The organism is Streptomyces sp. N50 (assembly GCF_033335955.1).
Classification (GTDB): Bacteria; Actinomycetota; Actinomycetes; order Streptomycetales; family Streptomycetaceae; genus Streptomyces.
In genome coordinates, this window is record NZ_CP137549.1 from 5996257 (window position 1) to 6021516 (window position 25260).

Genomic DNA, 25260 nt, shown 5'->3' on the forward strand with positions numbered 1-25260 from the left:
AGGGCGGAGGGTACATGGACGCAAAAAACAGATTCGAGACGAGAACCACCTTCCTGCTGTTGCGCATGGAATGGATGGGTGGTCTGGTCGTGTGTGCCGTGATTGCCGTTTGGCATTTTTCGGGGATTCGGTGGGGGGTGTTCATCGCTCTCTTCGTCGTCATTGATGTCATCGGTTATCTTCCCGGCGCCCTGGCCTTCCGGAGGAGTGGGGGCGGGTGTATCTCGCGCTGGTACTTCGTGGCGTACAACACCATGCACAGCCTGGTGACCGCGGGTGTCGTGGCCGGGGTGTGGGCGGTGCTGGTGAAGCCGGAGTGGGCGCTGCTCGCTCTTCCCCTGCATCTGCTGGGGGACCGTGCCCTGTTCGGGAATTCGCTCAAGCCGTTCGGGGTGCTTTTCGAGCCGGATCCGCATCCGGCGTACCTCGAATTCGAGCGGGCGTATTCGAATTCGGCCGGAAGGGATTCCGGTGACTTCCGAAGGGGTGCTGATGCCGTCCGTCTTTGAGACCCTGGTCCGGCACAGTGACAATCCGAGTTCTTTTCTTGCCCTCAATCAGGGCAATGAATACTTCCGGGATCCGCGGTTCGACGGCACCTGCGTCTATCGCCGGTCGGGGCGTCACCTGCTGCAGTTCGCGGGGCCCTTCGCGGCGGAGGAACAGCGCGCGGGGCTGCTGGACGCCTTCGCGGCGCAGGCCCGGCCGCGGCGGCTGGTGGCCGTACAACTGCAGCGGGCGGACGCCGAGTTGTACGGGGCGCACGGGTTCACGGTGAATCAGCTCGGGGCGTCGTACGCGGTCGACCTGGGCCGGTTCACGCTGCGCGGGTCGGCCTTCGTACGGCTGCGGAACAAGATATCCAGGGCCCGTCGAGCCGGTCTCGAGGTGGTCGAGGCCCCCACCGCGGCCGACGACGAGGTGCGGAACGAGCTGGATCTGATCGACCGGGCCTGGTTGCGGGGCAAGGGCGGTGCGAAGGAACTCCGGTTCCTGGTGGGCGAGCGGACCGGGCTGGCTCAGCGGCACCGGCGGTTGTTCGTGGGGCGGATCGGCGGGGTGGCCGTCGGGTACATCAGTTACTCGCCGGTCTTCGGGAGCCGGCCGGGCTGGCTCCATGACCTCAGCCGGCGTTCTCCGGACGCTCCGCCCGGGGTGATGGAGGCGCTGAACGCGACCGCGATGGAGCGGATGTCGGCCGACGGCGCGGGCTGGCTGCACTTCGGTTTCACGCCCTTCACCGGTCTTGCCGACGAGCACGAACTGCCGTGTGCGAGCCGGACGTTCACGCGCTGCGTGCGGTTGCTCGCCCAGCACGGCGAGCGGATCTACCCGGCCGCCGCGCAGCTCGAGTACAAGCGGAAGTGGGCGCCTCATGTGGTGCTGCCCGAGTACATCGCCTTCCAGGGGCGGCCCGGTCTTGCGGCGGTGTGGCAGCTGCTGCGGGCCACGCGGGCGCTGTAGGGACTCGGGGATCGGTTCTGTCAGTACCGCCAGTTCCGCCGGCGCCGCCTGTCCGATCGGCCCCGCCGTCCCGACTGCCCCGCCGCCCGACCAGTCCTGCCGGTCCCGCCTGTTCGACCGCTTCGGCGGGTCGGACAGGTCCCGCCGGTCCTACCTGTCCGGTCCGTCCCCCACTCCGACCGTCCTGCCGTCCGTCCAGTTCCGCAGGTCCAGTCCGTCCGATCGGTCCCGCGCGTTGGATCGGTTCCGCCGGTCCCATCTGTCCGGTCCGTCCCGCCACCCTGACCGCCCTGCCGTCCGACCAGCCCTGCCGATCCCGACTGTTCGACCAGTTCCGGCAGTTCCGCCGGTCCTGCCTGTCCGGTCCGTCCCCCACCCCGACCGTCCTGCCGCCCGACCAGTTCCGCAGGCCCAGTCCGTCCGATCGGTCCCGCGCGTTGGATCGGTCCGGCCGGTCCCGCTACCCCGACCGTCTCGCTACCCCGACCGTTCCGCTACCCCGACCGTTCCGCCAACCCGACCGTTCCGCTACCCCGACCGTTCCGCTACCCCGACCGTTCCGCCAACCCGACCGTTCCGCCAACCCGACCGTCCCGCCGTCCGATCCGTCCAGCCGGTCCAGCCCGTCCGACCAGTCCCGCCACCCGTAATTCCCACCACCCACCACCCACCACCCACCTTTCCGCCACCCGTAATTCCCGCCACCCGTCATCCCCGTCCCCCGGACGGGGTTCAGCGCGACCGGGTCGTCCCGGAGCAGGGGAGCACATGAGGTTTCTGGAGCGCGAACGCGCCGTACTGACGAAAATGCTGCCGGGGCTCGACGAGAGTCTGCGGGCGGTGCCGCTCATGGAGTTGGAGAGTCCGCGCAGCCCGGGTATCGGGCTCTTCCGGGACAGCGGGGGGCCCGGTCTGCTGGTGCCGGTGTCCTGCAAGGGGAAGGGGGCCACCGCGCTGGACGCCCTGCGGGTGCAGCGTGCGCTGGGCAGCAGGTCGCCGTCCCTGGCCGTGGCTACCACCATGCACCACTTCTCCATGGCCACCCTGGTCGGCCTGGTCACCGAGGGCGAGGGACTGGAGTGGATGCTCGTCGAGGGAGTGGCCTCGGGGAATCGTCTGGTGGCCTCCGGGTTCGCCGAGGGGCGGCCGGGCGCCGGCATCCTCTCGCCGTCGATGACCGCCACGGTGGGACCCGACGGGGTGCGGATCAGCGGGGTGAAGCGTCCGTGCAGCCTCGCCCGGTCCATGGATCTGCTCACCGCCAGCGTCCTGGTACCCGGTGAGCACGGGGCGCGCGACGAGCTCGCGGTGGCGTTGGTGCCCGCCGAGAGCGAGGGCGTGAGCGTCAGCGGTTTCTGGACCAGCACTTTCCTGTCGGGGGCGGAGAGCGATCAGGTCACCCTCACCGACGTGCTCGTACCGTCGGAACTGTTGCTGCGCACCTCTGGCTCGGACGGGCGGCTGGACGAACTGCAGACCGCGGGCCTTGTCTGGTTCGAGCTGCTGATGACGGGGAGTTATCTCGGGGTCGCCAGTGCGCTGGTGGAACGGGTGCTGCGCAACGAGCGGGTGCCGGAGTCCGAGCGGGTCCGGCTGCTGGTGGAGGCCGAGGGTGCGATGGCCGCGGCGGAAGGTGTCGCCCGCCGGCTCGACGAGGGCTGCCCGGACGAGTCGACGCTCGCCGACTCGCTGTATGTGCGGTACTCCGTCCAGGACGCCCTGGCCCGCATCGTCCCCCGGGCGGTGGAACTGCTCGGCGGCCTCAACTTCATGAGCTCGGACGAGGTCGGACACCTCGCCGCCTGTGCCAACGGGCTCTCCCTGCACCCGCCCGCCCGGTCCAGGATGACCGGCCCGCTGGCGGCCCACCTGGCCGACGGGCCGCTCACCGTCGCCTGATCCGGTCCCGACTCCGACCTCGGGCACAACGCCGACACCGACCCCGGGCGCGATTCCCCGCGTCCACCCGAACCGCGTCCCACCCGCCCCCACTCCACCCCGACACCCCCCACCCGATGGGAGTTTCCGAACCATGCCGCCAGAACCCACCGGTCCGTCCCGCCCCCGCCCTCGGAACCCACGCCCGACCCTGCTGCTCACCGGCGCCGCGGGCGTACTCGGCCAAGCCCTGATCGACGAGCTCTGCGACGACTACGACCTGATCTGCCTGCGGCACCGGGCACCCCTGGACGACCCCCGGGTACGGGAGGTGACGGCGGACCTGTGCGCCCCCGGCCTGGGGCTCTCCGCCGCCCAACGGCTGGACCTCGCCGCCGAGTTGGACGTGGTCGTACACTCCGCCGCGGCCACCAACTGGCGGCTGGACCCGGCCGACATCTGGCGCACCAACCTGGACGGCACGCGCTCGATGCTGGACCTCGCGGCCCGCGCCGACGCGCCCTTCTTCTACATGAGCACCGCCTTCGTGGCGAACCCGCTCGCGGCCGAGGAACGGGAGCGTTTTCCCGGGGCGGCCGCGTACCTCGCCTCCAAGACGGCGGCCGAGGAGGCCGTACGGTCGGCCGAGGTGCCCGGGGTCATCCTGCGGCCGTCCCTGGTCATGGGCGACTCGTCCACCGGCCGGATCGCCCGCGTGCAGGGTCTGACCCGGGCGCTGGGAGGGATCGTCAAGGGCCAGGTCCCGGTGCTTCCGGGCTCGCCCGGGACGCGGATCGACATGGTGCCGCAGGACGTGGTGGCCCGTGCGGTGGGCGACCTGGTCAGATCCGGGGTCGCGCAGGGCGAGTACTGGCTGACCGCAGGGCGCGAGGCCATCCTGCAGCGGGAGGTCGTCGACATCTGCCTGGAGTTCGCCGGGCAGCACGGTGAACACCCGCACCCGCCGCGGCTGATCCCCGTGGAAGCGGTGCACCGGCTGCTGCTGCCGCTCCTGGAAGGTCCGTCCTTCCCCGCGCTGGTACGACGCCGGCTCCAGGACTACGCCGAACTGCTGCTGGTCTTCCAGCGGGAGCTCCCCTTCGCCTCCGACCTGGGCACACCGCACTGCGGCACGGCCCCCACCCGCGCCGCGATCCGCTCGGCACTGGCCCGCAACGTGGAGTGCTGGGCCACCGGCCGAGGAGGCCTACGGCGGCCCCGGCCGGCCCAGACCCCGCCCGCCCAGACCCCGGCGGAGCTGGCGTCATGACCGCCGTAGAAACCGTAGAAGCCGGAGATGCCGTAGACGTGGCCGCTCCCGCCCCCTTAGAGGCGACAGCCCCACCCCCCGACACCGCCGAGCTCTACCGCCGTCACCTCGGCACCGGCCGCGCGGTCATGGGCACCGTGCTCGGTGGGATGGCCGAGGTGTACTCCGAGGGTGCCTGGGTGCATACCGACGACGGGCGTCGGTACCTGGACTTCGGGGGCTACGGCGTCTTCATCCTGGGGCATCGGCATCCGGCCGTACTCGACGCGGTGCGGCGGCAGTTGGACGCGCATCCGTTGGCGACCCGGGTGTTTCTGGAGCCCGTTGCCGCGCGGGCCGCTGCCGGGCTGGCCGCCCGGACCCCGGCGGGGCTCGATCACGTCCACTTCGTCAACTCCGGTGCCGAGGCGACCGAAGCGGGGCTGAAGCTGGCACGCGCCCATGGCCGCAACGCGCTGGTGACCACCGTGTCCGGCTACCACGGCAAGACCCTCGGGGCGCTGAGCGTCACCGCCAACTCCCTTTACCAGCAGCCCTTCGAGCCACTGCTGCCGGACACCGCGCAGGTCGCCCACGGGGACCTGGCCGAGCTGGAGGCGGCACTCCGTGAGCGTCGCGACCGGGCCTGCGTGATCCTCGAACCGGTGCAGGGGGAGGGCGGGGTGCGTATTCCGCCGCCCGGGTATCTCGCGGAGGCGGCGGGGCTGTGTCGTACGTACGGCGCCTTCCTGATCGTGGACGAGGTGCAGACCGGGCTGGGCCGGCTGGGTAGTTGGTGGGGCGTTGATGCCGAGGGGGTGGTGCCCGATGTCCTCCTCGTGGGGAAGGGGCTGAGCGGCGGGGTCGTGCCGGTGGCCGCGATGGTGGCGACCGAGGACGCCTACGGACCGTTCTCGCGCGACCCCTACCTCCACACCTCCACCTTCGGCGCCTCGCCGATCGCCTGTGCCGCGGCGCTGGCGGCGGTGGAGACGATCGACCGCGAGGACATCGTGGGCCGGGCCGCCGCGCTCGGGCGGCAGTTGCTCGCGGGAGTCGAGGAGATCTGCGCCCCCTACCGGGAACGCCTGGTGCGCGAGGTCCGAGGGAGGGGACTGCTGATCGGGGTCGAGTTCGCCCAGGCACAGGCCGTCGGCGAGACGCTGCTGGAGCTGGTGAGCCGCGGCGTCCTGGTCAACCACTCGCTCAACTCCACCCGCGTGCTCCGGCTGACGCCCCCGGCGATCGCCGACGCCGACGAGGTCCGGCTCTTCCTGGACGCCTTCGCCGATGCCCTGCGGGCCGTGCACGCCCGCCTCGCCTGACCGTCACGACATCAGCACCACAGCCCCCCCCACGCCAGTGAGGACGTAGACCATGCGCCATGTGACAGTCCGGATGACGGCTCAGGGCATCGAGCCCGAGTACGCCTACCGGAGGATCAGCGACTTCAGCCGGTACCCCGAACTCACCACGACGGTACGGGCGGTGGAGGTGCAGCCGCCGCGTCCCGACGGTTCCGTGGTCTCCGCGTGGACCGTCTCCTTCCGGAACGGGCTGATGCGCTGGACGGAACGCGACACCTTCTCGCCGGCCACGCTCTCCATCGCGTTCGAGCAGCTCAGCGGTGACTTCGAGACCTTCGAGGGGAGTTGGGCCTGCGAGGCGCACCGGGACGGCACCACCGTCACCTTCCGGGCCTCGTTCGACCTGGGGATCCCCACGCTGGCCGAGATCCTCGACCCGGTGGCCGAGTCGACGTTACGCACCAACATCGAGAAGATCCTCCAGGGTCTGCTCGGCGCGGTGTCACCGGCCGGTCTCGCGGACGCCGCGCATGGCTGACCTGGCCCTGGCCCGGCCGTTCGACCCGGGCGAACAGCTGCGGGACGAACCCGGCCCCGACACCGAACACTGCCTGCGCCTGTACGCGAAACTCGCCTCCGGTGTCACCGTGATCACCACCCAGGGCGGGGCCGGCCCCACCGGCATGACCGTCTCCTCCCTCACCTCGCTCTCGGCCCGGCCGCCCCTCCTCCTCGCCTGTCTGCGCAACGGCTCCCACACCCTGTCGGCGATCGGCGGCCAGGGCGTCTTCGCGGTCAACTTGCTTCGGGACAGCCAGAGCTCGCGTGCCGCCCGCTTCGCGGATCCGGCCGTCCCGTCGGCGGAGCGGTTCCGCGAGGTCCCGCTCCGCCGGGTCCTGGGCGCACCCGTCTTCGGCGACGCGCTCGGCTGGTCGGTCTGCCTGGTCGAGGACATCCGCCGCTACGGCGACCACAGCGCGGTGGTGGGCCGGGTGGCCGCGGTGCAGGTGGCGTCGGGCCGGCCCCTGCTCTGGCACGACCGGCGGTTCGGGTCGCTGTCCGGGGCCGGGGAAGGGGCGCCCCGGTGACCCTGTTCGCGCCGGGCACGCCCTGCTGGGAGTCCGGGGACCCGGACGGCACGGACCCGCCGTCCACCGTGCGCGGCCGGATCGGTGCCGATGTCGCGGTGGTGGGCGCGGGGCTCGTAGGACTGTCCACGGCGTACCACCTGGCGGAGCGTCAACCCTCCCTGGACATCGTGGTGGTGGACGCGCGGCGGCCGGCGGCCGGGGCCAGTGGGCGGGGCACCGGGCTGCTGGGGCCGCGGGTGGGGCCGCCGGTCGACCGGGCGGTGCGCCGGCACGGGCCCGCCGCCGCCCGCCGGATGCACCGGGCCAGCGTCGAGGCGGTACGACGGGTCGTGGAGCTGTGCGACCGGCTCGGGGTGCCCTGCGCGGACGGGGAACAGATCGTCGCCGCCCGCTCCCGCACCGGGCTCGCGTCCCTGGCCCGGCAGGCCGCCGCCTACCGCGCCCTGGACCTGGAGGTGCCCGTCCTCTGCGCCGCCGACATCCGACGCCGCATCGACGTGCCGTACCACGCGGGCCTGCTCCACCGGCACACCGCCACCCTCGACCCGGCCGCGCTGACGGCGGCCCTGGCGAGAGCCTGCGTGGCCAAGGGAGTACGGCTCTACGGCGGCAGCCCGCTGCGGGAGGTGCGCGGCGGGGACGGACAGGAGCCCGAACTGCTCTTCCCGCACGGCACCGTGCGCGCGCCGAAGTCCGTGCTGGCGGTGAACGCCGGGGTGGCCGGGCTCGGGTTGCCGGTGGGCACGGTGCTCGGGCTTGAGGTACACGCGGTGGCGACCGAACCGCTGGGTCACGAGGCGCGGGCGCTGCTCGGACATGGTGGCCTGGCGGTGATCGACGCGGTGCCGCTGGCCCCGTACTTCCGTCTCACCGGGGACGGACGGTTGGTGGTCGGGGGCGGTACCGCCCTCTGCCCGGACGGGATCGGGCCCCGCCGTCGAGCTGTGCTGCGGGTCTTCGCCTTCCACCGGCTGGAGCAGTGGCTGCGGGCGCTGCACCCGGCGCTGGCCGGGGTGGAGGTCACGCACCGGTGGGCGGGCGGGATCGGGGTGACGGCGGACGGCCTGCCCGTGGTGGGGCCGGTGCGGGGGCGGCCCGGTGTCTGGTACGCGGGCGGCTGCAACGGGCACGGTCTCGCGATGTCGGTGGCCCACGGCTCCTACCTCGCCGCGGCCCTCCTAGGCGACGCGGACACCCCCGAGCCCCTGCCCTGGCACCGCTCCCGGGCACCCCGCCTGCCGGTGTCGGGACCGGCCCGGCCGCTCCTGCGGGGCTACTTGGCCGCACTGGACCGCACCGCCCGCCGCGCGGCGGGGCCGGCGCTCGGGCCGCGGGGGTGAGCAGCCGTAGACCACTCGACCGATTCCCTCGGCACCACACGGACGCCGGGCTCACCGGGAAAGGAACACCAATGATCGGCACACTGCTGGCAAGGCCGCTGGAGCTCATGGAGGAGAACTTCCGCAGGCCGTCCGGGCGCGCCGGGCGGTTCTTCGGGAATCTGATGGCGGTGCAGCACCGGAGTCTCACCGAGTGGACGATCGAGCACATGGACGTGCGCGGCCGGCAACGCGTGCTGGACGTCGGCTGCGGTGGGGGCATGGCGGTGAAGCTGTTGTCGCGGCGGGCCGCTCAGGGGTTCGTCGCCGGGGTGGACTACTCGATGGAGATGGTCGAGCAGGCGGCACGGCGGAATCTGCCGGCCATCGCGCGCGGGAGGGTCGAGGTCCGGCACGGGGACTGCTCCCAACTGCCGTATGCGGACTCGTCGTTCGACCAGGTCTGCGCGATCGAGACCTTCTACTTCTGGCCGGATCCGCTGGGCGGTCTCGCCGAGGCGTACCGGGTGCTCAAGCCGGGCGGTCAGGTGGCCATCACGCTGGAGATGAGCCGGGAGGCCGCCGCCGATCCGTCACTCACCCAGCGGTTCTTCGGGCGGCGCTTCACGGAACGCTCGCAGCGGGCGGGGCTGCACATCCTCTCCGGGGACGACCTGGTGGAACGGCTCACCAAGGCCGGGTTCCAGGACGCCCGGTTCGTCTCGGAGCCACGCCGTTCGCTGGGCTGGGTCTGCGCGCTGGCGCGGAAGTGAGGGCGGGGACATGACTGACGTACGGGATGGTGTGGTGGGCGCTCCCAGGGCAGCCGGGCTGCCCTTGCTGGGCAGCGTGCTGGACTTCCGGCGGGACATCCTTCAGGCCATGCACCGGGGGCGTACCGCCCATGGCGACCTGGTGCGGTACCGGCTCGGGCCGGTCGCGGTGCACGGGGTGTCCAGCCCGGAACTGGCCGCCGAGGTGCTGACCGACAGCGAGCGGTTCGGCAAACTCGGGCCGGACAACCCGTTGCGGCTCGTCCTCGGTGAGGGGCTGCTGACCAGCGACGACCACAAGAGCTGGCTGCGCAACCGGCGGATGATGCAGCCGATCTACACCAAGCAGGCCCTCGCGGGCATGTTCGCGACGATGGGGGTCTCGGCGGCCGAGCAGATCGCGCACATGGCCGGCCGCTACCGCACGGGCGCGGTGGTGGACCTGCACACGGAGATGATGCGGGTCACCCTCGACATCGTCAGCCGCTGCATGTTCAGCACCGATGTGAGCCGCACCCTGGCCGGGCTCGGACCGGACGCGGTGGACGTCGCCATCAACTACGCCTTCGACCGCCTCCAGAACCCGCTGAGCCCGCCGACGTCCTGGCCGACCCCGCGCAACCGGCGCTTCCAGGAGGTCATGCGGGGACTCGACGACCTCATCTACCGGATCATCGCGGAACGCCGGCGGCCCGACGCCCCCACCGGCGGCGGGGATCTCCTCGACATGCTGCTGGCCGCCCGCGACGCCGACACCGGTGAGGGGATGACCGACCGGGAGCTGCGGGACGAGGTGATCACCACCTTCGCCGCCGGGCACGAGACCACCGCGATCACCCTCACCTGGGCCTTCTACCTGCTCTCCCGGCACCGGGACGTGCTGGAGCGGGTCCAGCGGGAGGTGGACGGCGTCCTCGGCGACGAACTGCCCACGCCTGACGACCTGGCGGAGATGCCGTACACCCTGCGGGTCTTCGAGGAGGCGCTGCGGCTCTATCCGTCGGCGCCGATCCTGCCCCGGCTGATGCGGCGGGACACCGAACTGGGCGGCTACCGGGTGCCGGCCGGGTCACGCGTCCTGGTGAACCTGTACGACATCCACCGGCACCCCCGGCACTGGCCGGATCCCGAGCGCTTCGACCCGGACCGGTTCCTGCCGGAGGCCGGCAAGGGGCGGCACCGCTTCGCCTATCTGCCGTTCGGCGCGGGGCCGCACCTGTGCATCGGGAAGCACTTCGCGCTCATGGAGGCGCATCTGCTGCTGTGCGCCCTGGTGCGCCGCTGGGAGTTCCGCCATGTTCCCTCTCACCGGGTGGTGAACCACGCCACCATCACGCTGCGGCCGCGGTACGGAATGCTGATGACGATGCATCAGCGGACGCCCTCGGCCGCACGCACCGCCCATGTCGCCGGAGAACGGACCTCATGAACGCCGACGCCTCACTCCTCGACCCCGAGCACATCAACCGGACCCGCTACCGGCCGGGCCAGCGCGCCGGTCACTACGAGAGCTTCTACCAGCGGGGCAACCACCCCACGGAACCCCGCGCGTTCTGGATCCGGTACACCGTGTTCAGCCCCGCGGACATGCCCGAGGCGGCCATCGGCGAGCTCTGGGCGATCTGGTTCGACGGGGTGACCGGTGAGCATGTGGTGGCCAAGGAGGAACACCCCATCGCCGACTGCCACTTCAGTACCGACTCGTTCGGCGCCCGGGTCGGCGACCGCGTGCTGGAACCGGGCCGCCTCAAGGGCGAGGCGCGGGGACCGGACGCCCGGATCGGCTGGGACCTGACGTACACCGGGGGCCAGCGGCCGCTGTTCCTGCTGCCGCCGAGGATGTACACGGGCGGCTTCCCCAAGGCCAAGAGCCTCGTCGGCACACCGCTCGCCCGGTACAGCGGCAGCCTCGACGTCAACGGCGAGGAGATCGACATCGACGGCTGGACCGGCAGCCAGAACCACAACTGGGGCAGCCGGCACACCGATCACTACGCCTTCGGCCAGGTCGCCGGTTTCGACGGGGAGCCCGACAGCTTCCTGGAGGTCGTCACGGCCCGCGCCAAGCTCGGCCCGGTGCACATCCCGCAGGTCACCTTCCTCGTCCTGCGCCACGACGACCGCGAGTACGCGCTGGTGTCCCTGCGTCAGGCGCTCTCCGCCAAGGCGGACTTCGGGTACTTCTACTGGGACTTCGCCACGTCCGACGGCACCGTCGACATCCGCGGCCGGATGACCGCCCCCAAGGAACGGTTCGTGGGCCTCAACTACTACAACCCGCCCGGCGGGATCAAACACTGCCTCAACACGAAGATCGGCTCCTGCGCGGTCGAGATCGCCAACCGGGTCACCGGAAAGCGCACCGCGCTCAAGACCGACAGCCGCGCCCTGATGGAGATCCTCACGGACGACCGTGAGCACGGCATCACCATCCGCGCGTGAGCGGCCCGGCCCCGCTCGTCGAGCGCGTCACGGTCCGGGTGCCGCCGGACGCGGCGTACGCCGCTGTCAGCGACGTCACGCGCATGGGGCAGTGGAGTCCGGAGGTCCGCGGCGCCCGTGTGCTGGGCGGCCGCGGGCCCGTGCGCGTGGGCACCCGCTTCGTGGGACTCAACCGCGCCGCGTGGCTGCCCTGGGCCACCCTGTGCACCGTGGTCGCCGCCCGGCCGGGCAGCTGCTTCTCCTTCAGGGTCAGCATCCTGGGCATCGCCCTGTCCCAGTGGACGTACCGCTTCAGGGAGGTACCCGGCGGATGCGAGGTCACGGAGGAGTGGCTGGACCTGCGGTCGGCGGTCGCCGGCCGACTGCTCACCGCCGTCAGCCCGATGGTCACCGGCGTGGTCCGGCGCCGCGAGCGCAACCGCACGACGATGCGGGCGACACTGGCCGCGCTTCGGGGGGCTTTGGAGGGCGGTGGGTGAGGCGGGGGCCACGGGGCGACTTAGGTGGGTTCCAGGCGGGGTGGGGCGGTCGAGGCGAGGGCCCGAGGGAAGGCGTCCGAGGCGGGAGCCTGGAGGAGGCCTGGGGCCTGGGGCCCGGGGGGCGTTCGAGGCGCGACCCAGGAGGAAACCTGGGGCGGGAGCCTGGGGGACGTCTGAGACGCGTCGCTGATGGGTGGTCGAGGCGGGGTGTGCGGCGGGATCCGGACGGGTCACCGGGACCAGGGGGCGGTGGTTCAGCGGCGGGGGCCGGGGGCGGTCGGGACGGGTTGGCGGGTGGTCGAGGTCGGGTGTGTCGCGGAGCCGGGTGTGTCAGCGGGACCTGCGGGAGTGGTTCAGCGGCGGGGTCTGGGGTGGCCGGGACGGGGTGCCGGGTGGTCGAGGCGGGGTGCGTCGCGGAGCCGGGCGCGTCAGCGGGTCCTGCGGGAGTGGTTCAGGGGCAGGGGCTGGGGCTGGGGGTGGTCGAGATGGGTGCTGGGTGGTCGAGGAGGGGTGTGTCGCGGAGCCGGGCGCGTCAGCGGGACCTGCGGGAGTGGTTCAGCGGCAGGGGCTGGGGGTGGTCGAGACGGGTGCCGGGTGGTCGAGGCCGGGTGCGCCGTGGAGCGGGACGCGTCAGCGGGTCCTGCGGCGGTGGTCCAGCAGGAGTGCCATGGCGCCCAGGGCGATCAACCCCGCGTAGGAGGAGCCTCGTTCGCCTCCCAGGGCGGCCGGTGTCCTCGGGTGGTGGACCTGGAGCGCGAACCGCCGGTTGGACGCGTCGGCCAGCAGGCCGCGCAGCTGCTCGGGGCTGGTGGTGGCCGTGACCATCAAGTCCATTGCCGTACGGCCCAGTTGCTCCAGCGAGATGAACTCGCCCAGCAGGGACATCACGATGCCGCGGACCTCGCCCTTGAAGATCTCCGCGAGCGACAACTCGGGCGCCAGACAGCGCACCGAGCCTTCGAGGTTGGCGAAGGACTTGCCCAGCAGGGAGATCGAGGGCGCCGAGCCGATGCCCCGCTTGGTGGCCTTCTCCAGCACCGTGGTGAGCGAGACGCCGAAGTTGAGCTCGCCCAGCGAGGCGCTGGAGATCTTGGGGACCAGCGCCGCCATGTCGGCGGCGAACGCCGGCAGGTTCGCCCACGCGGTGAGTTTCCCCATGTCGGCCCAGGCGCGCGCCAGTCCGTGTCCGTCGTTCTGCGCCAACGCCATGAGCAGCGGAAGGAGTTGGAGGCTGGTCCGCTTGTCGAGGCGGCCGACCATGCCCCAGTCGATCAGGGTCGCGGGGCCCCCGGGCAGCGCGAAGACGTTGCCCGCGTGCGGGTCCGCGTGGAACGTCCGCTGCACGAAGTAGCCGCGGTACATGAACCGCAGCAGGTCCTTGCCGATGTCGGTGCGCTCGCTGTCGCTGAACGACCTGGGGTCCAGATGCCGTACGGACATGCCGGGAGCCATCGACTGCACCAGCACCCGGGGTGTGGCCAGGAGGACCTCGGGGACGGCCAGGGTGCTGAAGTCGCGGGCCGCCTCCCGGCCCTCCTCCATGTTGCGGGCCTCGCCGGTGAAGTCGAGTTCGGGTTCCATGGCGTCGAAGATCGAGCCCAGCATCGCCTCGACGTCGATGACCTCGTTGAAGCGGGGTGCCGCGCGGGCGACGATGCGGGAGGCCCGGCGCAGGAGGGCCATGTCCGCCCGTACCGCCTCGCGGATCGCCGGCCGCTGGATCTTCACCACGGCCGGTCTGCCGCCGGGCAGGGTCACCTTGTAGACCTGGGCCAGCGAGGCCGCCCCGAGGGGCTTGGTGGTGTCGATGTCGTCGAACCTGAGCTTCCAGTCCGGGCCGAGATCACTCTCCAGGACCGGCTCGAACAGGGAGAACGGCTGCACGTCGACCTGGTCGTGCAGGTTCTGGAACTCGGCGATCATCGACGGCGGCACCATGTCCGGCCGGGTGGAGAGGATCTGGCCGAGCTTCACGTAGAAGGGGCCGAGGCTCTCCAGAGCTTTTCGTACGGCCCTGGCTCGTCGTCGGGCGTCCCCGGCGGCGGATTCCTCCTCCTCCGCCGGGGACCGGCCGTTCCCCTTGGATCTGCCGCGTTCCCGCGCCGTATGACCGACCTCGTCGGCGATCAGACTGCCCAGCACCTTCACGACCAGCCGGAGCCGGTCGCCGATCAAGGTCCTCACGACGCGGGTTCCCTCCTAAGGGTTCTGCGGCAGCCGGTCCGGCGCACCGGGCCCGGACCGCGGGTCAACGGCCTGGTGACAGGACGGCGTCGGTCATCCCTTCTTGGCCGGCGGACGCACTCCGGCGCTCGCCGCGACATCGCTGATGGTGTCCAGGGCGCCGACCAGCGTGGAGAGCAGGTCGGTCAGTTTGGCGATCTGCTGGGGCAGGGTCGCCAGGGACTCGGCCAGGCCGCCGAGACCGCCCACGGCACCGGGCAGTCCGGCCGCCGCGCCGGCGAGCTGGCCGAAGGCCGCGAGCGGATTGGGGGAGTTGGAGGAGCCGGCCAGCCCGGCGAGGGCCGCCGCCGGATGGGTCGCGCCCGCCAGCGCGGCGAGCGGGTTGGCGTTCGCGAGTGCGGCCAGGGGGTTCACCGAGCCGGAGCCCCGGTCGGCGGAGGCGCCCGCCAGGAGGGCGAGCGGGTTGGCGCCGGCGAGCGCGGCCACGGGGTTCATGCCGCCGAACGCCGCCATCGCCTGGAGCGCTCCGAGGGGCGTCCCGGCGAGGGCCGCCATCGGATTGCCGGAGCCGAACCAGTCCGGGAAGTCGGACTTCTTCGACTTGTTCGGCGGGTCGAGGAAATCATTGAACGCCTTGTTGGAACTGTCGGCGATGTCGCCGAGTAAGTTCTTGATGGTGTCCTGCGTGCTCGGTTTGTCAGCCACTTTTTCGGGTGTCCTTCCCTAGGGGCATCATGGAACAGGCCAGAATGCCCAACCATTTTTCGGTCATCCGCAGGATTCGCCCAGAGACTGGGTGCACATGTGCCGGAGCCTTGCTCTGCCCCGTGTGAAAGCACCCTCGGCGGCCTTTACGGAGATCTGGTTGATGCGGGCGAACTCGACGATGGAGATACCGTCGGCCCGCGCGAGCATCACCTGCCGCTCCCGGCCCCGGAGTTGGCCGGCCTGCCGGAGCAGCCAGCGACCGAATTCCTGGTCGCAGACGGCTTCCTCCAGCATCTCCGGCTCCCCGTCGGTGATGCGCAGCAGCAGCCGCTGCCAGCGCTCGCGTTCCCGGTAGCTGTCGATGCACAGCCGCATGGCGACCGTGGTCAGGAACGCTCCGAGCCGGTCGCGGTCCAGGTCACGGTGGGTCGCCGCCCGCAGCATGGCCTCCTGGACGCAGTCCTCGGCGTCATGAAGACTGGGCAGCCGGCGCCGCACCAGACGCAGGAGGCGCTCGCGATGCTGAAGGACCTCAGTCCAGTAGGAATCGCGGCATAAGTGCATGCGTATCACCAATGATCGAACGAAAGAAATGTTCCCGGCGATTGGGTTCACGCATGCCCTCATGGCACGAAAATCCCCTCCACTCTTTCCACCCCCTCGCCCTTCCTTTTCATTCTCCGGCGGAAACACCGGCTTTCTGCCCTGGGGGGAGGTGGTTAACCCGCACATCACACCCTTCCTTCGTTTGAATGAGAAAATGAGAAGGGATAACAGTATTTTCGGCTCGGCCGATCCGTGGTTCGGTGTCGCGTTTGACGTGTGGTTGACGAGGGATGCCGATTGCCATGGACCGACGTGTGCGCATTCGGGCGCGCGTCCAAGGCCAGCGGATTCCTGTCCGTTGGGTTCCCGTTCGCTGAGCGGCTGCACGCGCCGGGGCCGTGCACCCGCCGCACCTCCACCGAGCGCCCGTCCGACCTCGGCTCCGGCGGCCGGTGGAGGGCTCTGTCTCCGGGGCCTGACGTGCTGGATGTATCGCATCGTCCCGACGGCGCTGGCCGGGTACGGGGATGCGATCACCTGAAGGGGTATCTCTGCAGGTGAGAGCGCCGTGTTGGGCATTGCGTCGCAACGTGTGAGCGGCTGGACCAGCATCACCTCGATGCCCCGGTGAATCTGCGCGCCAGGAGGGGCCCGGCTCATCGGAGTCGGGCCCTGGCGAGAACTCCGGCGCGCTGGGCGGTGTGGGGCTGCGCGAGGTGGCTGTCCACAGGCGTTGAACCTGGGCTGCACCGCGGGTGTCGCCCGCACGGTGAGCCTTTTCCAACCTCAGGCTGACGTGGCCGGGTGGAGGGGGCGAAGACGTGGCGAGAGCAGCGGGAGTAGAGGTGACGTAGGACCGGTCGCAACCCAGGTGCGCCGATCCACAGGGGCGTCCGATCTTCATCCAGGGCACGTCGCCACCCCTCCGAGGGGCAACGAGGTCCGCGGCGGGTCGTGCGGAGCAGCACGCCTCCCGCACCGGGCAGAAGCCCGAGGCTCTCGGGGAGGCGTGCGTACTCCTCGGGGTGGGGTCAGCCCACCGCGTTCGCCCGCTCGGCCGCGCTCAGCGACGAGAGGGGTTCGGCGACAGACTTGGCGTGGACCGGGGCCGCGTGGGTGGCGGCAACCGGGTCCGCGTGGGTGGCGGCAACGGGGTCCGCGTGGGTGGCCGGAGCCGGGTCCGCGTGGGTGGCCGCAACGGGGTCCGCGTGGGTGGCGGCAACCGGGTCCGCCTGGGTGGCCGGAGCCGGGTTCGCGTGGGTGGCCGGGGTCGCGGCGCTGGCGACGCTGACCATCCCCGCGGCGGCCAGGACGGTTCCGGCGGCCACGCTGAACATGGCGCGGCGGTTGTGCGAGAACTTGCGGTGCTTCGACAAGGGTGTGCCTCTTCCTCGGATCGCCGGACTCCCACCTGTACGGGGGAGCCCTTTCGGGAGAGAGGTACGGAGTCGGGTGGTGGTCGGGTTGCACGGTGCGGGCGGGAAAATTCTCCTGCCCGCACCGTGCAACCCCAGAGGTCCGCTCCCCGTATGTATGACAGATGGAGTGGTGCGCGAGGGAGAGGCCGGCGAAGAGTGAGGAACACGGCCCGGGAACGGGAGTTCCGGGAATTCGCCGAGGCGCGGCAGGCGCAGCTCCGACGCAGCGCCTACCTGCTCTGCGGTGACTGGCACCAGGCACAGGACCTGACCCAGACGACTCTGATGAAGTTGTACGCGGCCTGGGGACGGGTCAGCCGGGACGGCAGTGCGGACGCCTACGCTCGCACCATCCTCACCCGCACCTTCATCGACCAGTGGCGCAAGCGAGGCTGGCGTGAGGAGCCGGTGAGCGAGCCACCCGATCTTCCCTCGGACGTGTCCGGCGCACCGGAGTTGCGATTGATGATGCAGGAAGCCCTGATGGAACTGGCGCCCCGCTACCGGGCCGTGCTGGTCCTGCGATTCTGGGAGGACTGGTCCGTCGAGCAGACCGCGCACGCACTGCGGGTGAGTCCGGGAACGGTGAAGAGCCAGAGCGCCCGCGGGCTCGTCCGGCTGCGCGAGATCGTCGAAGGCTTTGACAGTGAAGGGACCAGGAGGTGAAACCGGCCATGAATGAGCACGAGAACGACGCTCTGCACGCCGCCTTCCAGGCAGTCCTCAGCACCGATCCGGAGCCTGCGCTGCCCAGCGTTGTCGACGCGGCCGTCGTCGGCGGCTTCCGGATCCGCCGCCGACGAGTCGCGCTCGCCACCGCCGGCGCACTGATCGTCGTGGCCTCCATGGCCGCCGTGGCCGTCGACCTGTCCTCGCTGGGCGGCGAACGGGCTCCGGTGCCCCTGGCCCCCGCCAGCACCGCCCACCCGACGCCGCACACACCCGAACCCGCTCGCACGGCAGCGGAGCCCCTTCCCTCCGGAGACTGACAGTCGCCGGGGCCGCCCCGGCATCAGGCTGTGGAGTCCAGGTGGATCCACACGGCCTCCGGGTTCCACTTCCGCACGCGACCGGGACCTGTACCGGTTGACCGCCACAGCCTCAAGATCATCTCCGGCGCGGCCTTTGGCCTCACCTCGGCCGGACTCCGGACCGGTGGTCGACGAGGGCTTCCAGCCGGCTTCGGCAGCTCGCCAGTTGGCTGACACAGGGGTGAAGCTCCTGGTGAATGAAGCCGGGGGCTGCAGGACGCTCCCTGCCCGGAACCACAGCTGCCGTGTCTGAGGCAAGGGCGTACGAGCGGGCGTGCGGTGTGCCCGTGGTGCGGGGCCGGCGAAGCGAGACTACGGAGCCGGCGCCCGCGGGGGTCGGGCGGGCACAGGCAGGGAAGCCGGCTCAGCGCACTCGGGGGCGTCGGCGACGCCCCGGGAGCCCTTGCCCGGCCGCGGCACCGGGGGCCATGACCTCACGATCAAGCCAGAGGCACGCTGCCACCTTCCTTCACCGCCGAGGCCCGGTGAGGACCGAAAGCCCGTTCCACGAAGTCGGACTGCCAACCGCGGACGTTCCCTTCCTGATGTCCGTGCTCGTCCAGATACGACAGGTCGCCCTCGGGCCGAAGCCGATCCAGCAGCCACGTGGGGACGACGTCCCGGTAGAACTCCGCCGTGTGGGCGATGGCGTAATAGACGTTGCGCACGATGTCGTAGTGCTCGGCGCGCTCGACGAAGGTGGTGAGGGTGCCCTCGTCAGCGAGTGCGACAGCGCTGGCGACATCGATGAATTTAGACAACGCGATATCGCGCCCCGCAGAGATGTAGAAACTCGCGTCGGCTTCCTTGTAGAGATGCTGGCACAGGTCGAGGAGTTCATCTGCCGGACTCAGAGCAAACGCGGCCACGCCGCAGGACACCACCGGAACCGCACGGGCAAGGAACTCCTCTGAGCCGACGATGCGCCGGTCGCGCCCGGGGAGAACGGACAGACATAGATCGACGAGGAACGCCTCCACCCCGGGTGCAGTGGTGGCTTTGATAAATGGAAGGGCGTTGTTGACGTGCAGTCCCCAGAAAGCCTGAGTGGAGCGCTTGTACGGCCTCACCTGGCCATCCGTGGAAAGCATGCCTTGCTTATATCCCTGATCCGCCAGTATCGCCGAAACCTCCCGGGCTCCGGTAGATGTCACCAGCAGGTCGAAATCGTTTGTGCGGCGAGCTCCCGGATCTGCAAAGAAGCGCTCACACAGCAACGGCCCTTTCCGAACTGCATAGCGAACCCCAGCCTCGTTGAGTGCTTCCAGGATCCGTCCGAATTCTGCACGAAGCTCCTCGTTTCGGCGGCGGTTGCCTTCGAAAACGCTCGTGAACACCCAGTGGTTGGGTATGAGTTCAACGTCGCCGAGGGCGGAGCGGTAGAGCCGAAATTTCTTGATGTTGTAGCCGACCAGAGGAAGAATCCGGTGCCGGACTCCTTGATTGACGACCCACTCCCAGTCAATTTTGCCTCGGCGCTCCACCAGCTTCTCTCGTAACCGCTCGGAGTCCTCTTGACACATCCAGGGGTCGCTCAGGGCGATGAGGAGATCTATGTCCGCTCTGCGTAGATGGGGAGATATGGTCTCGGAATTGGAGGGTTCGCTGTCAATGATGCCCATGGCTCCCCTTGGTGAGGTTCTCTATGGTCATGCGGTGAGGTCGTCACAACGTAACAGCGGGGCAAAGGTGTGACAATGGATCATGTCGCACAGTTGCGACATCGCATCTGCGGCGCAAGCCCGGCTCCTTGGCTATGCCTGCAGGTAAAGAGCCGATTCGCCCCCCTCGATGAGGGGGGCGAAGCCGTGGACAGTGAACTGTGCTGATCCAGAAAGCGCTTGCGCCTTACATGGTTCGTGCCTCAGGCTATGGATGGCCTCGGCCGTCGCAAGCGTCAGGACACGCTGCGGCAGGAGCCGTCTTTTCGGTAATCGAATTGCACCACGGCAACGCAGTGGAGGCGTTTTTGACCGGCGAAGCTTTCACAATCGGGATGACAGGCGAGACGTCGGGTTTTTTACCTGTCACCACCCCGGATCTGAACGATCTCGTGAGGCATGAAGACTACCAAGAAATCTGTAGTTTCTGCGCCGAAATTCACCTCAAGAGTGAACACAACCTCCTAGGTGAGCTCTTGCCGGACTACGCGGCAGAGGACTTCATCCTGTTCGAGAGTGACCACTTCGTTGTGATACCCGGAGTAGGGGCCGTGTGCGACGGGTACGTGCTCATCTCACCGAAAGAACATGTCCTTTCGTTCGGGCACCTGAGCCCAACTCTGGATGCCGAACTGGACGACGTGTGCCAGCGAACAGCCGGCTTCCTCAGGAAGCACTACGGCAGACGCGTGCTGGCCTTCGAGCACGGCGCCGAGTCGTTCCGCAACCGAGGCGGGTCATGTACGGATCACGCGCACATGCACATGTTTCCCGCCGTGCCCGAGATCGACATCGCCACAGGGGTACGGAGAGACTTCGAGCTCCGCTCGGTCAATGATTTCCTACCGGCTCTTCGGCACCAGGTTCAGGAACGTCAGAAGCCCTATCTATGGCTGCGTTCCGATGATGGCCGGATGTGGATCTGTGACGCTCCCAGCGCGCTTTCTCAATATGTGCGCCGCATCATCGTCGGTCAACTTGGGCGGGCCGACGAGTGGGACTGGGCAGTTTTCCCCGGCATCGAGCACCTTTGCTCGACGATCGAGACGTTTCGGGTCTTTCCGAATGGGTGATCATCTGCTGGCGTCCGGCGGCGCACAGGGTCGGGATAGAGAGATCGGCGTCTGACCCCCTGGGCAACGAGGTCACGCTTCCGGAGCGGTCGTCCAGGCCTCAGCACGGAATCCCCCTTATGTGAACAGCCGCCTTCGCCCCACCGTCACTCCGCCACGGGCAGCGCATGGCCGGCGCCATCCAGTCTCGACTGAGACCCGTGTCCGGATCCGGCGGTTCGACTTCGGGCGTACGCCGCAGCGCGCTGTCGCATCATGTGCCGCTCACGACGCTGAGTGCTAGCGACGCGAAGACGGGCGGCAGCGGCCTCCAAGGAGCTGGTGATGCGTAAAGCAGGGAAGCTCGTTCGGGACAAAATTCCCGAGATCATTCGTCGGAATGGCGAGGATCCGATTACCTGTATCGCCGAAGAGGTCGATATGTGTGGAGCGCCTGAGGGGGAAACCGAACGAAGAGGTTCAGGAGTTTTTGGGTGCCCGTGAGGGCGAGGCAATTGTCCGAGCAGCAGGCAAAAGAATAAATCCGCCGAGCCTTGACAGTCTGTTCGATATTTACCGGAGGAATGTATGGGAGTTAAGGGAAGCTTGATCGCCTTTGAGGGAATTGATGGCTCCGGAAAGACAACTACCGCCAAAGCGCTCTCCGATGCAATCCGCGAGCAAGGAGGCTCCTGCGTTTTCATGCCAAAACGTGCTGTAGTAAGCGACGAACCTTACGTCAGAGAGCACCTCGAAACGCTTGCGGAAATCATCTGGTCCAAGGCCAAGCACGCTCCCACTCATCTCCTGGGCTACGATTATTGGATCCACGCTGTCGCCTCGTATTTTTTCGCCGTCGAACACGCGTGTATACGCCCCCTGCTTGCAGCGGGCACCACTGTCGTAGTTGACAACTGGTTCTACAAGTTCGCACTACGTATCAGCCTGGCGAGCGGAAAGGAACTGGCGACGGTCCTTTCCTGCTTCGAGGATCTGCTTGAGCCGGACACTGTCTTCTATCTCGATGTCTCAGCCGAGAAATCCGCGTCACGCAAGGGAGAATTCTCCTGGGCGGAGACGGGTAGCACGGAGAAGGATCGCCCTTCCCAGGAGCAGGAGCTGGCCAACTTCGTCACGTATCAGAATCTTGTCAGGGAGGGGTACCGTCCCTTCCTCGAAAAGGAAAACTGGAATCCCGTGGATCCAGGAGATGCCACTGCGGAGCAGACTGCGAAGATGCTCGTAGCCAAGCGAGCTCGATAAATGACGTTGATCTACCAACCCGTTCCGCTCCATCAGATGACAAAAGACGAGGCGTGGAAGCAGGGGCGTAGCAGGCGGTGGCCGAAATGGTCCACCGTCTGCCACCTCCATGCACTGGGACTGCCAGTCGTGAACACATGCATGGTTCCGCCCGGCCGGAGCGGCATGCTGGCAGAGGCGATCACCACGATGGCGGCGGCTTGTAAGACCGATCGTCTAATGCTGCGGTCCGACGGGGGAATTGAGACCAAGAAGTATTATCGAGGTGGAAAGGTTTTCCCTGTAGCGATCCTGGAGAGAGAAGCCTCCCCGCTGCTCGCTGACGGTCGCTCGATTCTTCTCCTGGAGCCGACCGATCGGCTGGATAATCGGCTGAATGCGCTCTTTCGGATGGATCGGGACACGTTCAATGGTGATGGCGAGATCAGCATCGAGTTACTAGGGCCGGGATATGATATCGCGGATCTCACCCGGGGTAGCATTCCTCCCCAGCTGACCGTTACGATATCGAACGTGTCGTGGCGTCACTACAGCAGACCGTGGTGGAGTGATATTTCCGTCAAGATCCACGAATTTTCCGAGTCCGAGCGCCGTGACCGACGTCTGGATTTCATACGCCAACACATATTGATACCCACGGGAAAATTAGACGAATCGTCCGACAGGTCGGACGTTGTCACATGGCTGAAGAGTCACGGGTACGAAAGGCTTTGGCAGCCGATCGACCGCGACCGTATCAAGGCGATGATCTCGCGTTGGCATGAGGACTTGTTCATGGTGGCGCAGACTTATCCGAATCGCGCCTGGAACTGTCTCGCTACTGGCTGGAGCCTCATGGGTATCGGTCGCACCATTTACTGGGATGTCGTCGACTCGGCCCACAAGTATGGCGTCACCAACGGCCTGAGGGGATCCTATGAGCTCTGAAGAACATGTCTATCAGGCCACCATCTCCGCAATGCTGGCACATCATGCACCGCATTGTGCAACCTTCTTGGACGCTCTGCGTTCGGTTCCCGGCCTCTATCCCACTGAGGTTGTCAAGGTACTTGAGTCCCTCGCTGCCAGGCAGCTGATTGATTCGGCCACCTTTTTCAGGCTTCGGCCGACAAGATTTGCAGGCGGTGCCCCCGGAGCGGACCGGAACGATACTTCCCTGCCCATCCCCCACCCCTTGGACTACGACTGGCGCTTCGAGGAAGACACGGCACGGGAGCTGCTGCAGCGGTGTGTGAGGGCCACACAGACGGGAGACACCGTTGTCTTTCTCGGCACACCAAGCCTCTTCCGGGAAGCGGCCAGCTCCTCTCAAGAGGGGCGAGCGTTCTACCTGTTGGAGCGGAGTGAGGAGACCGTCTCCGCCCTGCGGTCCATGGAGCACGTTCACGCCGGCCGTGTCATGCGGTGCGACCTGGCCCGCGATGACCTACCGCTTCTGGAGGCCAAGGTCGTGGTCGCGGACCCTCCCTGGTACGCCTCCGATACCCGGTTGTTTCTCTGGGCCGCCGCCCGCTTGAGTCGTCCGGGAGCCGAGATTCTGCTGGCTCAACCCTCAATCGGCACCCGGCCAGGTGTGCTCGCCGAGCGGGAGGCCATCCAGCGATGGGCCCGTGAGTGCGGCCTGGAGCCACATGGGATCACCACAGGCAACCTCGGATACACCTCACCACCGTTCGAGCGATCGGCACTTGTCGCCGGCGGACTGGAAGGCGTCCCGGACGGATGGCGCCGCGGTGACCTGGTGGAGTTCCGCCGAACCCGACAGGACACCCCGATCCCAAACCGACCGGAGATCACCCGCCAGGAAGCGGGCGCGTGGGCGGAGGTGACGCACCACGGCACTCGCATCAGATTCAAGTACGACGCCGAGGACAGCCGCACGGCGCCTGCCGACCCCAGGCTGTTGCCCCTCGTGGAGGGGGACGTCCTTCGCACGGTCAGTCTCCGGGATCCCGTCCGTGCGAAGGCATCGGTATGGACGTCGGGGAACCGGATCTTCTTCTGCCGGTCGCCGCTCCTCCTGAAAGTCATTACCGAGGCCATAACGCGGAGCGCCGACGTCGAGGCGACAGTGATCGCACGGTTCGGGCCCGATGTATGCAGGTCTGGCCTGACGAACATTCGCACGGCCGAGGGCCAGGTGCGCGAACTGCTCGCGCTGGAATCCAGGACTCTGATGTCGGGCGGCCGTGCCGGATGACGAACTCGACTACGCCTGCGCAATCTGGATGCCATGAGGACATGGGTCCGGATATGCCCGTGGTCACCTCAGGGACAATCACCTCGGTGGGCTGATTGTTTTACTTAAGAAGCGGCGATCGAGAGGGTCACCTGTGGATGTGGAAACTTCCTATGCCAAGCTCTACATGGATCCCGACCTCCATCACAGCTCGGGGTATTTCCGTGAGGGTGTCGTCACATTGGAAGAGGCCCAGAAAAAGAAAGTTGATGTGATTCTGGAGCGACTCCGGCTGCAGGAACCTTCATTGAGGCTGCTCGATGTGGGCTGCGGCTGGGGAGCAACCGCCATTGCGGCGGCCGACCGGTATCGGGCCGATGTCACCGGCATCACTATTAGTCAGTATCAGCACACCTACGCTCGGACTCGAATATCGCGTCGGCCGACCGCTGCTCCACTGGTCGAATTTCATCTTCGACGGTGGGAGGAGTTCACTGAACCGGTTGACCGAATAATGTGCGTGAACGCTTTTGAGAATTTTGAGAATAAGGAAGAGTTCCTACCGCACTGTCGACGCTTGTTGAGAGCGGAGGGGCGAATGGTCATGCTCACTGTTACCGCCGACCGCCCGATCTTTCGAGTGGCCCCGTCGGGAAGGATTGTCGAATGGGCGGAGCGTGCCGGATTCGACGTCGAGATCTCCCCGTCCTTGGCGGGTGACTATGCGCGTACCCTCGACCTTTATGTGGGTAACCTCAGGGCGCGCCGCAATGAGGTGATCGCCTTGGTTGGCGAATCTCGTTTTATCAGGCAGGTGGATTACTATTCGCGCTGTGCAGGATTCCTGCGCTCCGGGATTAACGACATGTTTGAGTTCACTTTCACTCTCAGGTGACAACCTCGACTTCGCCGTAGGCTACAAGGGTGCGGAAATGTCGCGACGACACCTGCACGGTGACCGGGCAGGGAACGGTGAAGACGTCGTGCGCTGCGGTCGGAAGCCGGCGGCGCTGGACCTCGGTGAGTTCCTCGTCGGTCACCTGCACCTTGTGGCGCCCTCCGTCAAGGAGCTGCGCGAAGGACTCTTTTCGAACCGTTTGCATCTCCCGCCCGCTGGACGATCGGCAGCCGCCTCACATGCGTTGTTCGCCCGTCGGCATCTTCCGCGTGCGCACATCCGGGGTCAGGTCGAACCGCTCACCGGATGCGCAATTCA

General features: G+C 68.2%; 25 protein-coding genes. 19 read left to right on the forward strand and 6 right to left on the reverse strand.

The genetic code is table 11. The annotated features are described in order from the left end of the window. Positions 1-14 precede the first annotated feature (14 nt). From R2B38_RS27155 to R2B38_RS27210, 12 genes are all read left to right on the forward strand, one after another. Positions 15-509: a hypothetical protein gene (locus R2B38_RS27155; RefSeq protein WP_318018585.1), complete on the forward strand. Its 495-nt coding sequence runs from the start codon at positions 15-17 to the stop codon at positions 507-509. After that, entirely contained in the window at positions 493-1464 is a 972-nt protein-coding gene (locus R2B38_RS27160) for a DUF2156 domain-containing protein (protein WP_318018586.1), read from the forward strand. Before R2B38_RS27155 ends, R2B38_RS27160 begins: the two co-directional genes overlap by 17 nt. Before the next feature lie 768 nt (positions 1465-2232). Further along, a complete protein-coding gene (locus R2B38_RS27165) occupies positions 2233-3363 on the forward strand; it encodes an acyl-CoA dehydrogenase family protein (RefSeq protein ID WP_318018587.1) in 1131 nt (376 codons plus the stop codon). A gap of 133 nt (positions 3364-3496) precedes the next feature. After that, positions 3497-4612 (forward strand): SDR family oxidoreductase, encoded by a 1116-nt coding sequence (locus tag R2B38_RS27170; protein ID WP_318018588.1) that lies wholly within the window; start codon positions 3497-3499, stop codon positions 4610-4612. Then, on the forward strand, positions 4609-5916 hold the full coding sequence (locus R2B38_RS27175; RefSeq protein WP_318018589.1) for an aspartate aminotransferase family protein: 1308 nt from the start codon (positions 4609-4611) through the stop codon (positions 5914-5916). The genes R2B38_RS27170 and R2B38_RS27175 overlap by 4 nt, the downstream gene beginning before the upstream one ends. Before the next feature lie 52 nt (positions 5917-5968). Then, the gene (locus R2B38_RS27180) at positions 5969-6436 is read left to right on the forward strand and encodes a type II toxin-antitoxin system RatA family toxin (protein ID WP_318018590.1); all 468 of its coding nucleotides are present in this window, start codon (positions 5969-5971) and stop codon (positions 6434-6436) included. Beyond that, entirely contained in the window at positions 6429-6986 is a 558-nt protein-coding gene (locus tag R2B38_RS27185) for a flavin reductase family protein (protein ID WP_318018591.1), read from the forward strand. The genes R2B38_RS27180 and R2B38_RS27185 overlap by 8 nt, the downstream gene beginning before the upstream one ends. Continuing rightward, on the forward strand, positions 6983-8329 hold the full coding sequence (locus R2B38_RS27190) for an FAD-binding oxidoreductase (protein WP_318018592.1): 1347 nt from the start codon (positions 6983-6985) through the stop codon (positions 8327-8329). The genes R2B38_RS27185 and R2B38_RS27190 overlap by 4 nt, the downstream gene beginning before the upstream one ends. Before the next feature lie 71 nt (positions 8330-8400). Then, the gene (locus tag R2B38_RS27195; protein ID WP_318018593.1) at positions 8401-9081 is read left to right on the forward strand and encodes a class I SAM-dependent methyltransferase; all 681 of its coding nucleotides are present in this window, start codon (positions 8401-8403) and stop codon (positions 9079-9081) included. Positions 9082-9091: 10 nt separating this feature from the next. Further along, on the forward strand, positions 9092-10510 hold the full coding sequence (locus R2B38_RS27200) for a cytochrome P450 (RefSeq protein ID WP_318018594.1): 1419 nt from the start codon (positions 9092-9094) through the stop codon (positions 10508-10510). Next, on the forward strand, positions 10507-11523 hold the full coding sequence (locus R2B38_RS27205) for a hypothetical protein (protein WP_318018595.1): 1017 nt from the start codon (positions 10507-10509) through the stop codon (positions 11521-11523). Before R2B38_RS27200 ends, R2B38_RS27205 begins: the two co-directional genes overlap by 4 nt. Further along, positions 11520-12002 carry an SRPBCC family protein gene (locus tag R2B38_RS27210; RefSeq protein ID WP_318018596.1) on the forward strand — a complete coding sequence of 161 codons (483 nt, stop codon included), beginning with the start codon at positions 11520-11522 and terminating at the stop codon, positions 12000-12002. The genes R2B38_RS27205 and R2B38_RS27210 overlap by 4 nt, the downstream gene beginning before the upstream one ends. A gap of 630 nt (positions 12003-12632) precedes the next feature. Here the strand turns inward: R2B38_RS27210 and R2B38_RS27215 are convergent. The 4 genes from R2B38_RS27215 to R2B38_RS27230 form a co-directional block, all read right to left on the reverse strand. Beyond that, positions 12633-14186: an ABC1 kinase family protein gene (locus R2B38_RS27215; protein ID WP_318018597.1), complete on the reverse strand. Its 1554-nt coding sequence runs from the start codon at positions 14184-14186 to the stop codon at positions 12633-12635. Positions 14187-14279: 93 nt separating this feature from the next. Further along, a complete protein-coding gene (locus R2B38_RS27220) occupies positions 14280-14891 on the reverse strand; it encodes a hypothetical protein (RefSeq protein ID WP_318018598.1) in 612 nt (203 codons plus the stop codon). Between the two features lie 63 nt (positions 14892-14954). Further along, positions 14955-15458, reverse strand: a complete 504-nt coding sequence (locus R2B38_RS27225; protein WP_318018599.1) for a sigma-70 family RNA polymerase sigma factor — start codon at positions 15456-15458, stop codon at positions 14955-14957. 1013 nt (positions 15459-16471) lie between these two features. Continuing rightward, positions 16472-16816, reverse strand: coding sequence for a hypothetical protein (locus R2B38_RS27230; RefSeq protein ID WP_318018600.1), 345 nt, complete (start codon positions 16814-16816; stop codon positions 16472-16474). Positions 16817-17014: 198 nt separating this feature from the next. On the opposite strand from R2B38_RS27230, the gene R2B38_RS27235 reads away from it, so the two are divergent. After that, the gene (locus R2B38_RS27235; RefSeq protein WP_318018601.1) at positions 17015-17524 is read left to right on the forward strand and encodes a SigE family RNA polymerase sigma factor; all 510 of its coding nucleotides are present in this window, start codon (positions 17015-17017) and stop codon (positions 17522-17524) included. A gap of 8 nt (positions 17525-17532) precedes the next feature. After that, the gene (locus tag R2B38_RS27240; RefSeq protein WP_318018602.1) at positions 17533-17847 is read left to right on the forward strand and encodes a hypothetical protein; all 315 of its coding nucleotides are present in this window, start codon (positions 17533-17535) and stop codon (positions 17845-17847) included. 482 nt (positions 17848-18329) lie between these two features. Here R2B38_RS27240 and R2B38_RS27245 read toward each other — a convergent pair whose 3' ends face one another. After that, positions 18330-19511 carry a nucleotidyltransferase family protein gene (locus tag R2B38_RS27245; protein WP_318018603.1) on the reverse strand — a complete coding sequence of 394 codons (1182 nt, stop codon included), beginning with the start codon at positions 19509-19511 and terminating at the stop codon, positions 18330-18332. 200 nt (positions 19512-19711) lie between these two features. Here R2B38_RS27245 and R2B38_RS27250 point away from each other — a divergent pair, with 200 nt between their 5' ends. The 5 genes from R2B38_RS27250 (at position 19712) to R2B38_RS27270 (ending at position 24939) form a co-directional block, all read left to right on the forward strand. Beyond that, positions 19712-20623, forward strand: coding sequence for an HIT family protein (locus tag R2B38_RS27250; RefSeq protein ID WP_318018604.1), 912 nt, complete (start codon positions 19712-19714; stop codon positions 20621-20623). A gap of 567 nt (positions 20624-21190) precedes the next feature. Continuing rightward, positions 21191-21865 (forward strand): hypothetical protein, encoded by a 675-nt coding sequence (locus R2B38_RS27255; RefSeq protein WP_318018605.1) that lies wholly within the window; start codon positions 21191-21193, stop codon positions 21863-21865. 165 nt (positions 21866-22030) lie between these two features. Continuing rightward, complete coding sequence (locus tag R2B38_RS27260) at positions 22031-22792, forward strand: hypothetical protein (protein WP_318018606.1); 762 nt, start codon at positions 22031-22033, stop codon at positions 22790-22792. 247 nt (positions 22793-23039) lie between these two features. Beyond that, positions 23040-24065 carry a hypothetical protein gene (locus R2B38_RS27265; RefSeq protein ID WP_318018607.1) on the forward strand — a complete coding sequence of 342 codons (1026 nt, stop codon included), beginning with the start codon at positions 23040-23042 and terminating at the stop codon, positions 24063-24065. A gap of 133 nt (positions 24066-24198) precedes the next feature. After that, positions 24199-24939 (forward strand): class I SAM-dependent methyltransferase, encoded by a 741-nt coding sequence (locus R2B38_RS27270; protein WP_318018608.1) that lies wholly within the window; start codon positions 24199-24201, stop codon positions 24937-24939. On the opposite strand, the gene R2B38_RS27275 is transcribed toward R2B38_RS27270, so the two are convergent. Continuing rightward, on the reverse strand, positions 24932-25084 hold the full coding sequence (locus tag R2B38_RS27275; protein WP_318018609.1) for a hypothetical protein: 153 nt from the start codon (positions 25082-25084) through the stop codon (positions 24932-24934). The two genes, R2B38_RS27270 and R2B38_RS27275, sit on opposite strands and share 8 nt — an antisense overlap. Positions 25085-25260: the final 176 nt, after the last annotated feature.

Bases quoted from the DNA above. Each gene is read 5' to 3' on its own strand.
- R2B38_RS27175 (WP_318018589.1), top strand. From the start codon at position 4,609: ATGACCGCCGTAGAAACCGTAGAAGCCGGAGATGCCGTAGACGTGGCC.
- R2B38_RS27180 (WP_318018590.1), top strand. From the start codon at position 5,969: ATGCGCCATGTGACAGTCCGGATGACGGCTCAGGGCATCGAGCCCGAG.
- R2B38_RS27240 (WP_318018602.1), top strand. From the start codon at position 17,533: ATGAATGAGCACGAGAACGACGCTCTGCACGCCGCCTTCCAGGCAGTC.
- R2B38_RS27195 (WP_318018593.1), top strand. From the start codon at position 8,401: ATGATCGGCACACTGCTGGCAAGGCCGCTGGAGCTCATGGAGGAGAAC.
- R2B38_RS27165 (WP_318018587.1), top strand. From the start codon at position 2,233: ATGAGGTTTCTGGAGCGCGAACGCGCCGTACTGACGAAAATGCTGCCG.
- R2B38_RS27260 (WP_318018606.1), top strand. From the start codon at position 22,031: ATGCTGGCAGAGGCGATCACCACGATGGCGGCGGCTTGTAAGACCGAT.
- R2B38_RS27155 (WP_318018585.1), top strand. From the start codon at position 15: ATGGACGCAAAAAACAGATTCGAGACGAGAACCACCTTCCTGCTGTTG.
- R2B38_RS27170 (WP_318018588.1), top strand. From the start codon at position 3,497: ATGCCGCCAGAACCCACCGGTCCGTCCCGCCCCCGCCCTCGGAACCCA.
- R2B38_RS27200 (WP_318018594.1), top strand. From the start codon at position 9,092: ATGACTGACGTACGGGATGGTGTGGTGGGCGCTCCCAGGGCAGCCGGG.
- R2B38_RS27225 (WP_318018599.1), bottom strand. From the start codon at position 15,458: ATGCACTTATGCCGCGATTCCTACTGGACTGAGGTCCTTCAGCATCGC.
- R2B38_RS27205 (WP_318018595.1), top strand. From the start codon at position 10,507: ATGAACGCCGACGCCTCACTCCTCGACCCCGAGCACATCAACCGGACC.
- R2B38_RS27245 (WP_318018603.1), bottom strand. From the start codon at position 19,511: ATGGGCATCATTGACAGCGAACCCTCCAATTCCGAGACCATATCTCCC.
- R2B38_RS27185 (WP_318018591.1), top strand. From the start codon at position 6,429: ATGGCTGACCTGGCCCTGGCCCGGCCGTTCGACCCGGGCGAACAGCTG.
- R2B38_RS27255 (WP_318018605.1), top strand. From the start codon at position 21,191: ATGGGAGTTAAGGGAAGCTTGATCGCCTTTGAGGGAATTGATGGCTCC.
- R2B38_RS27160 (WP_318018586.1), top strand. From the start codon at position 493: ATGCCGTCCGTCTTTGAGACCCTGGTCCGGCACAGTGACAATCCGAGT.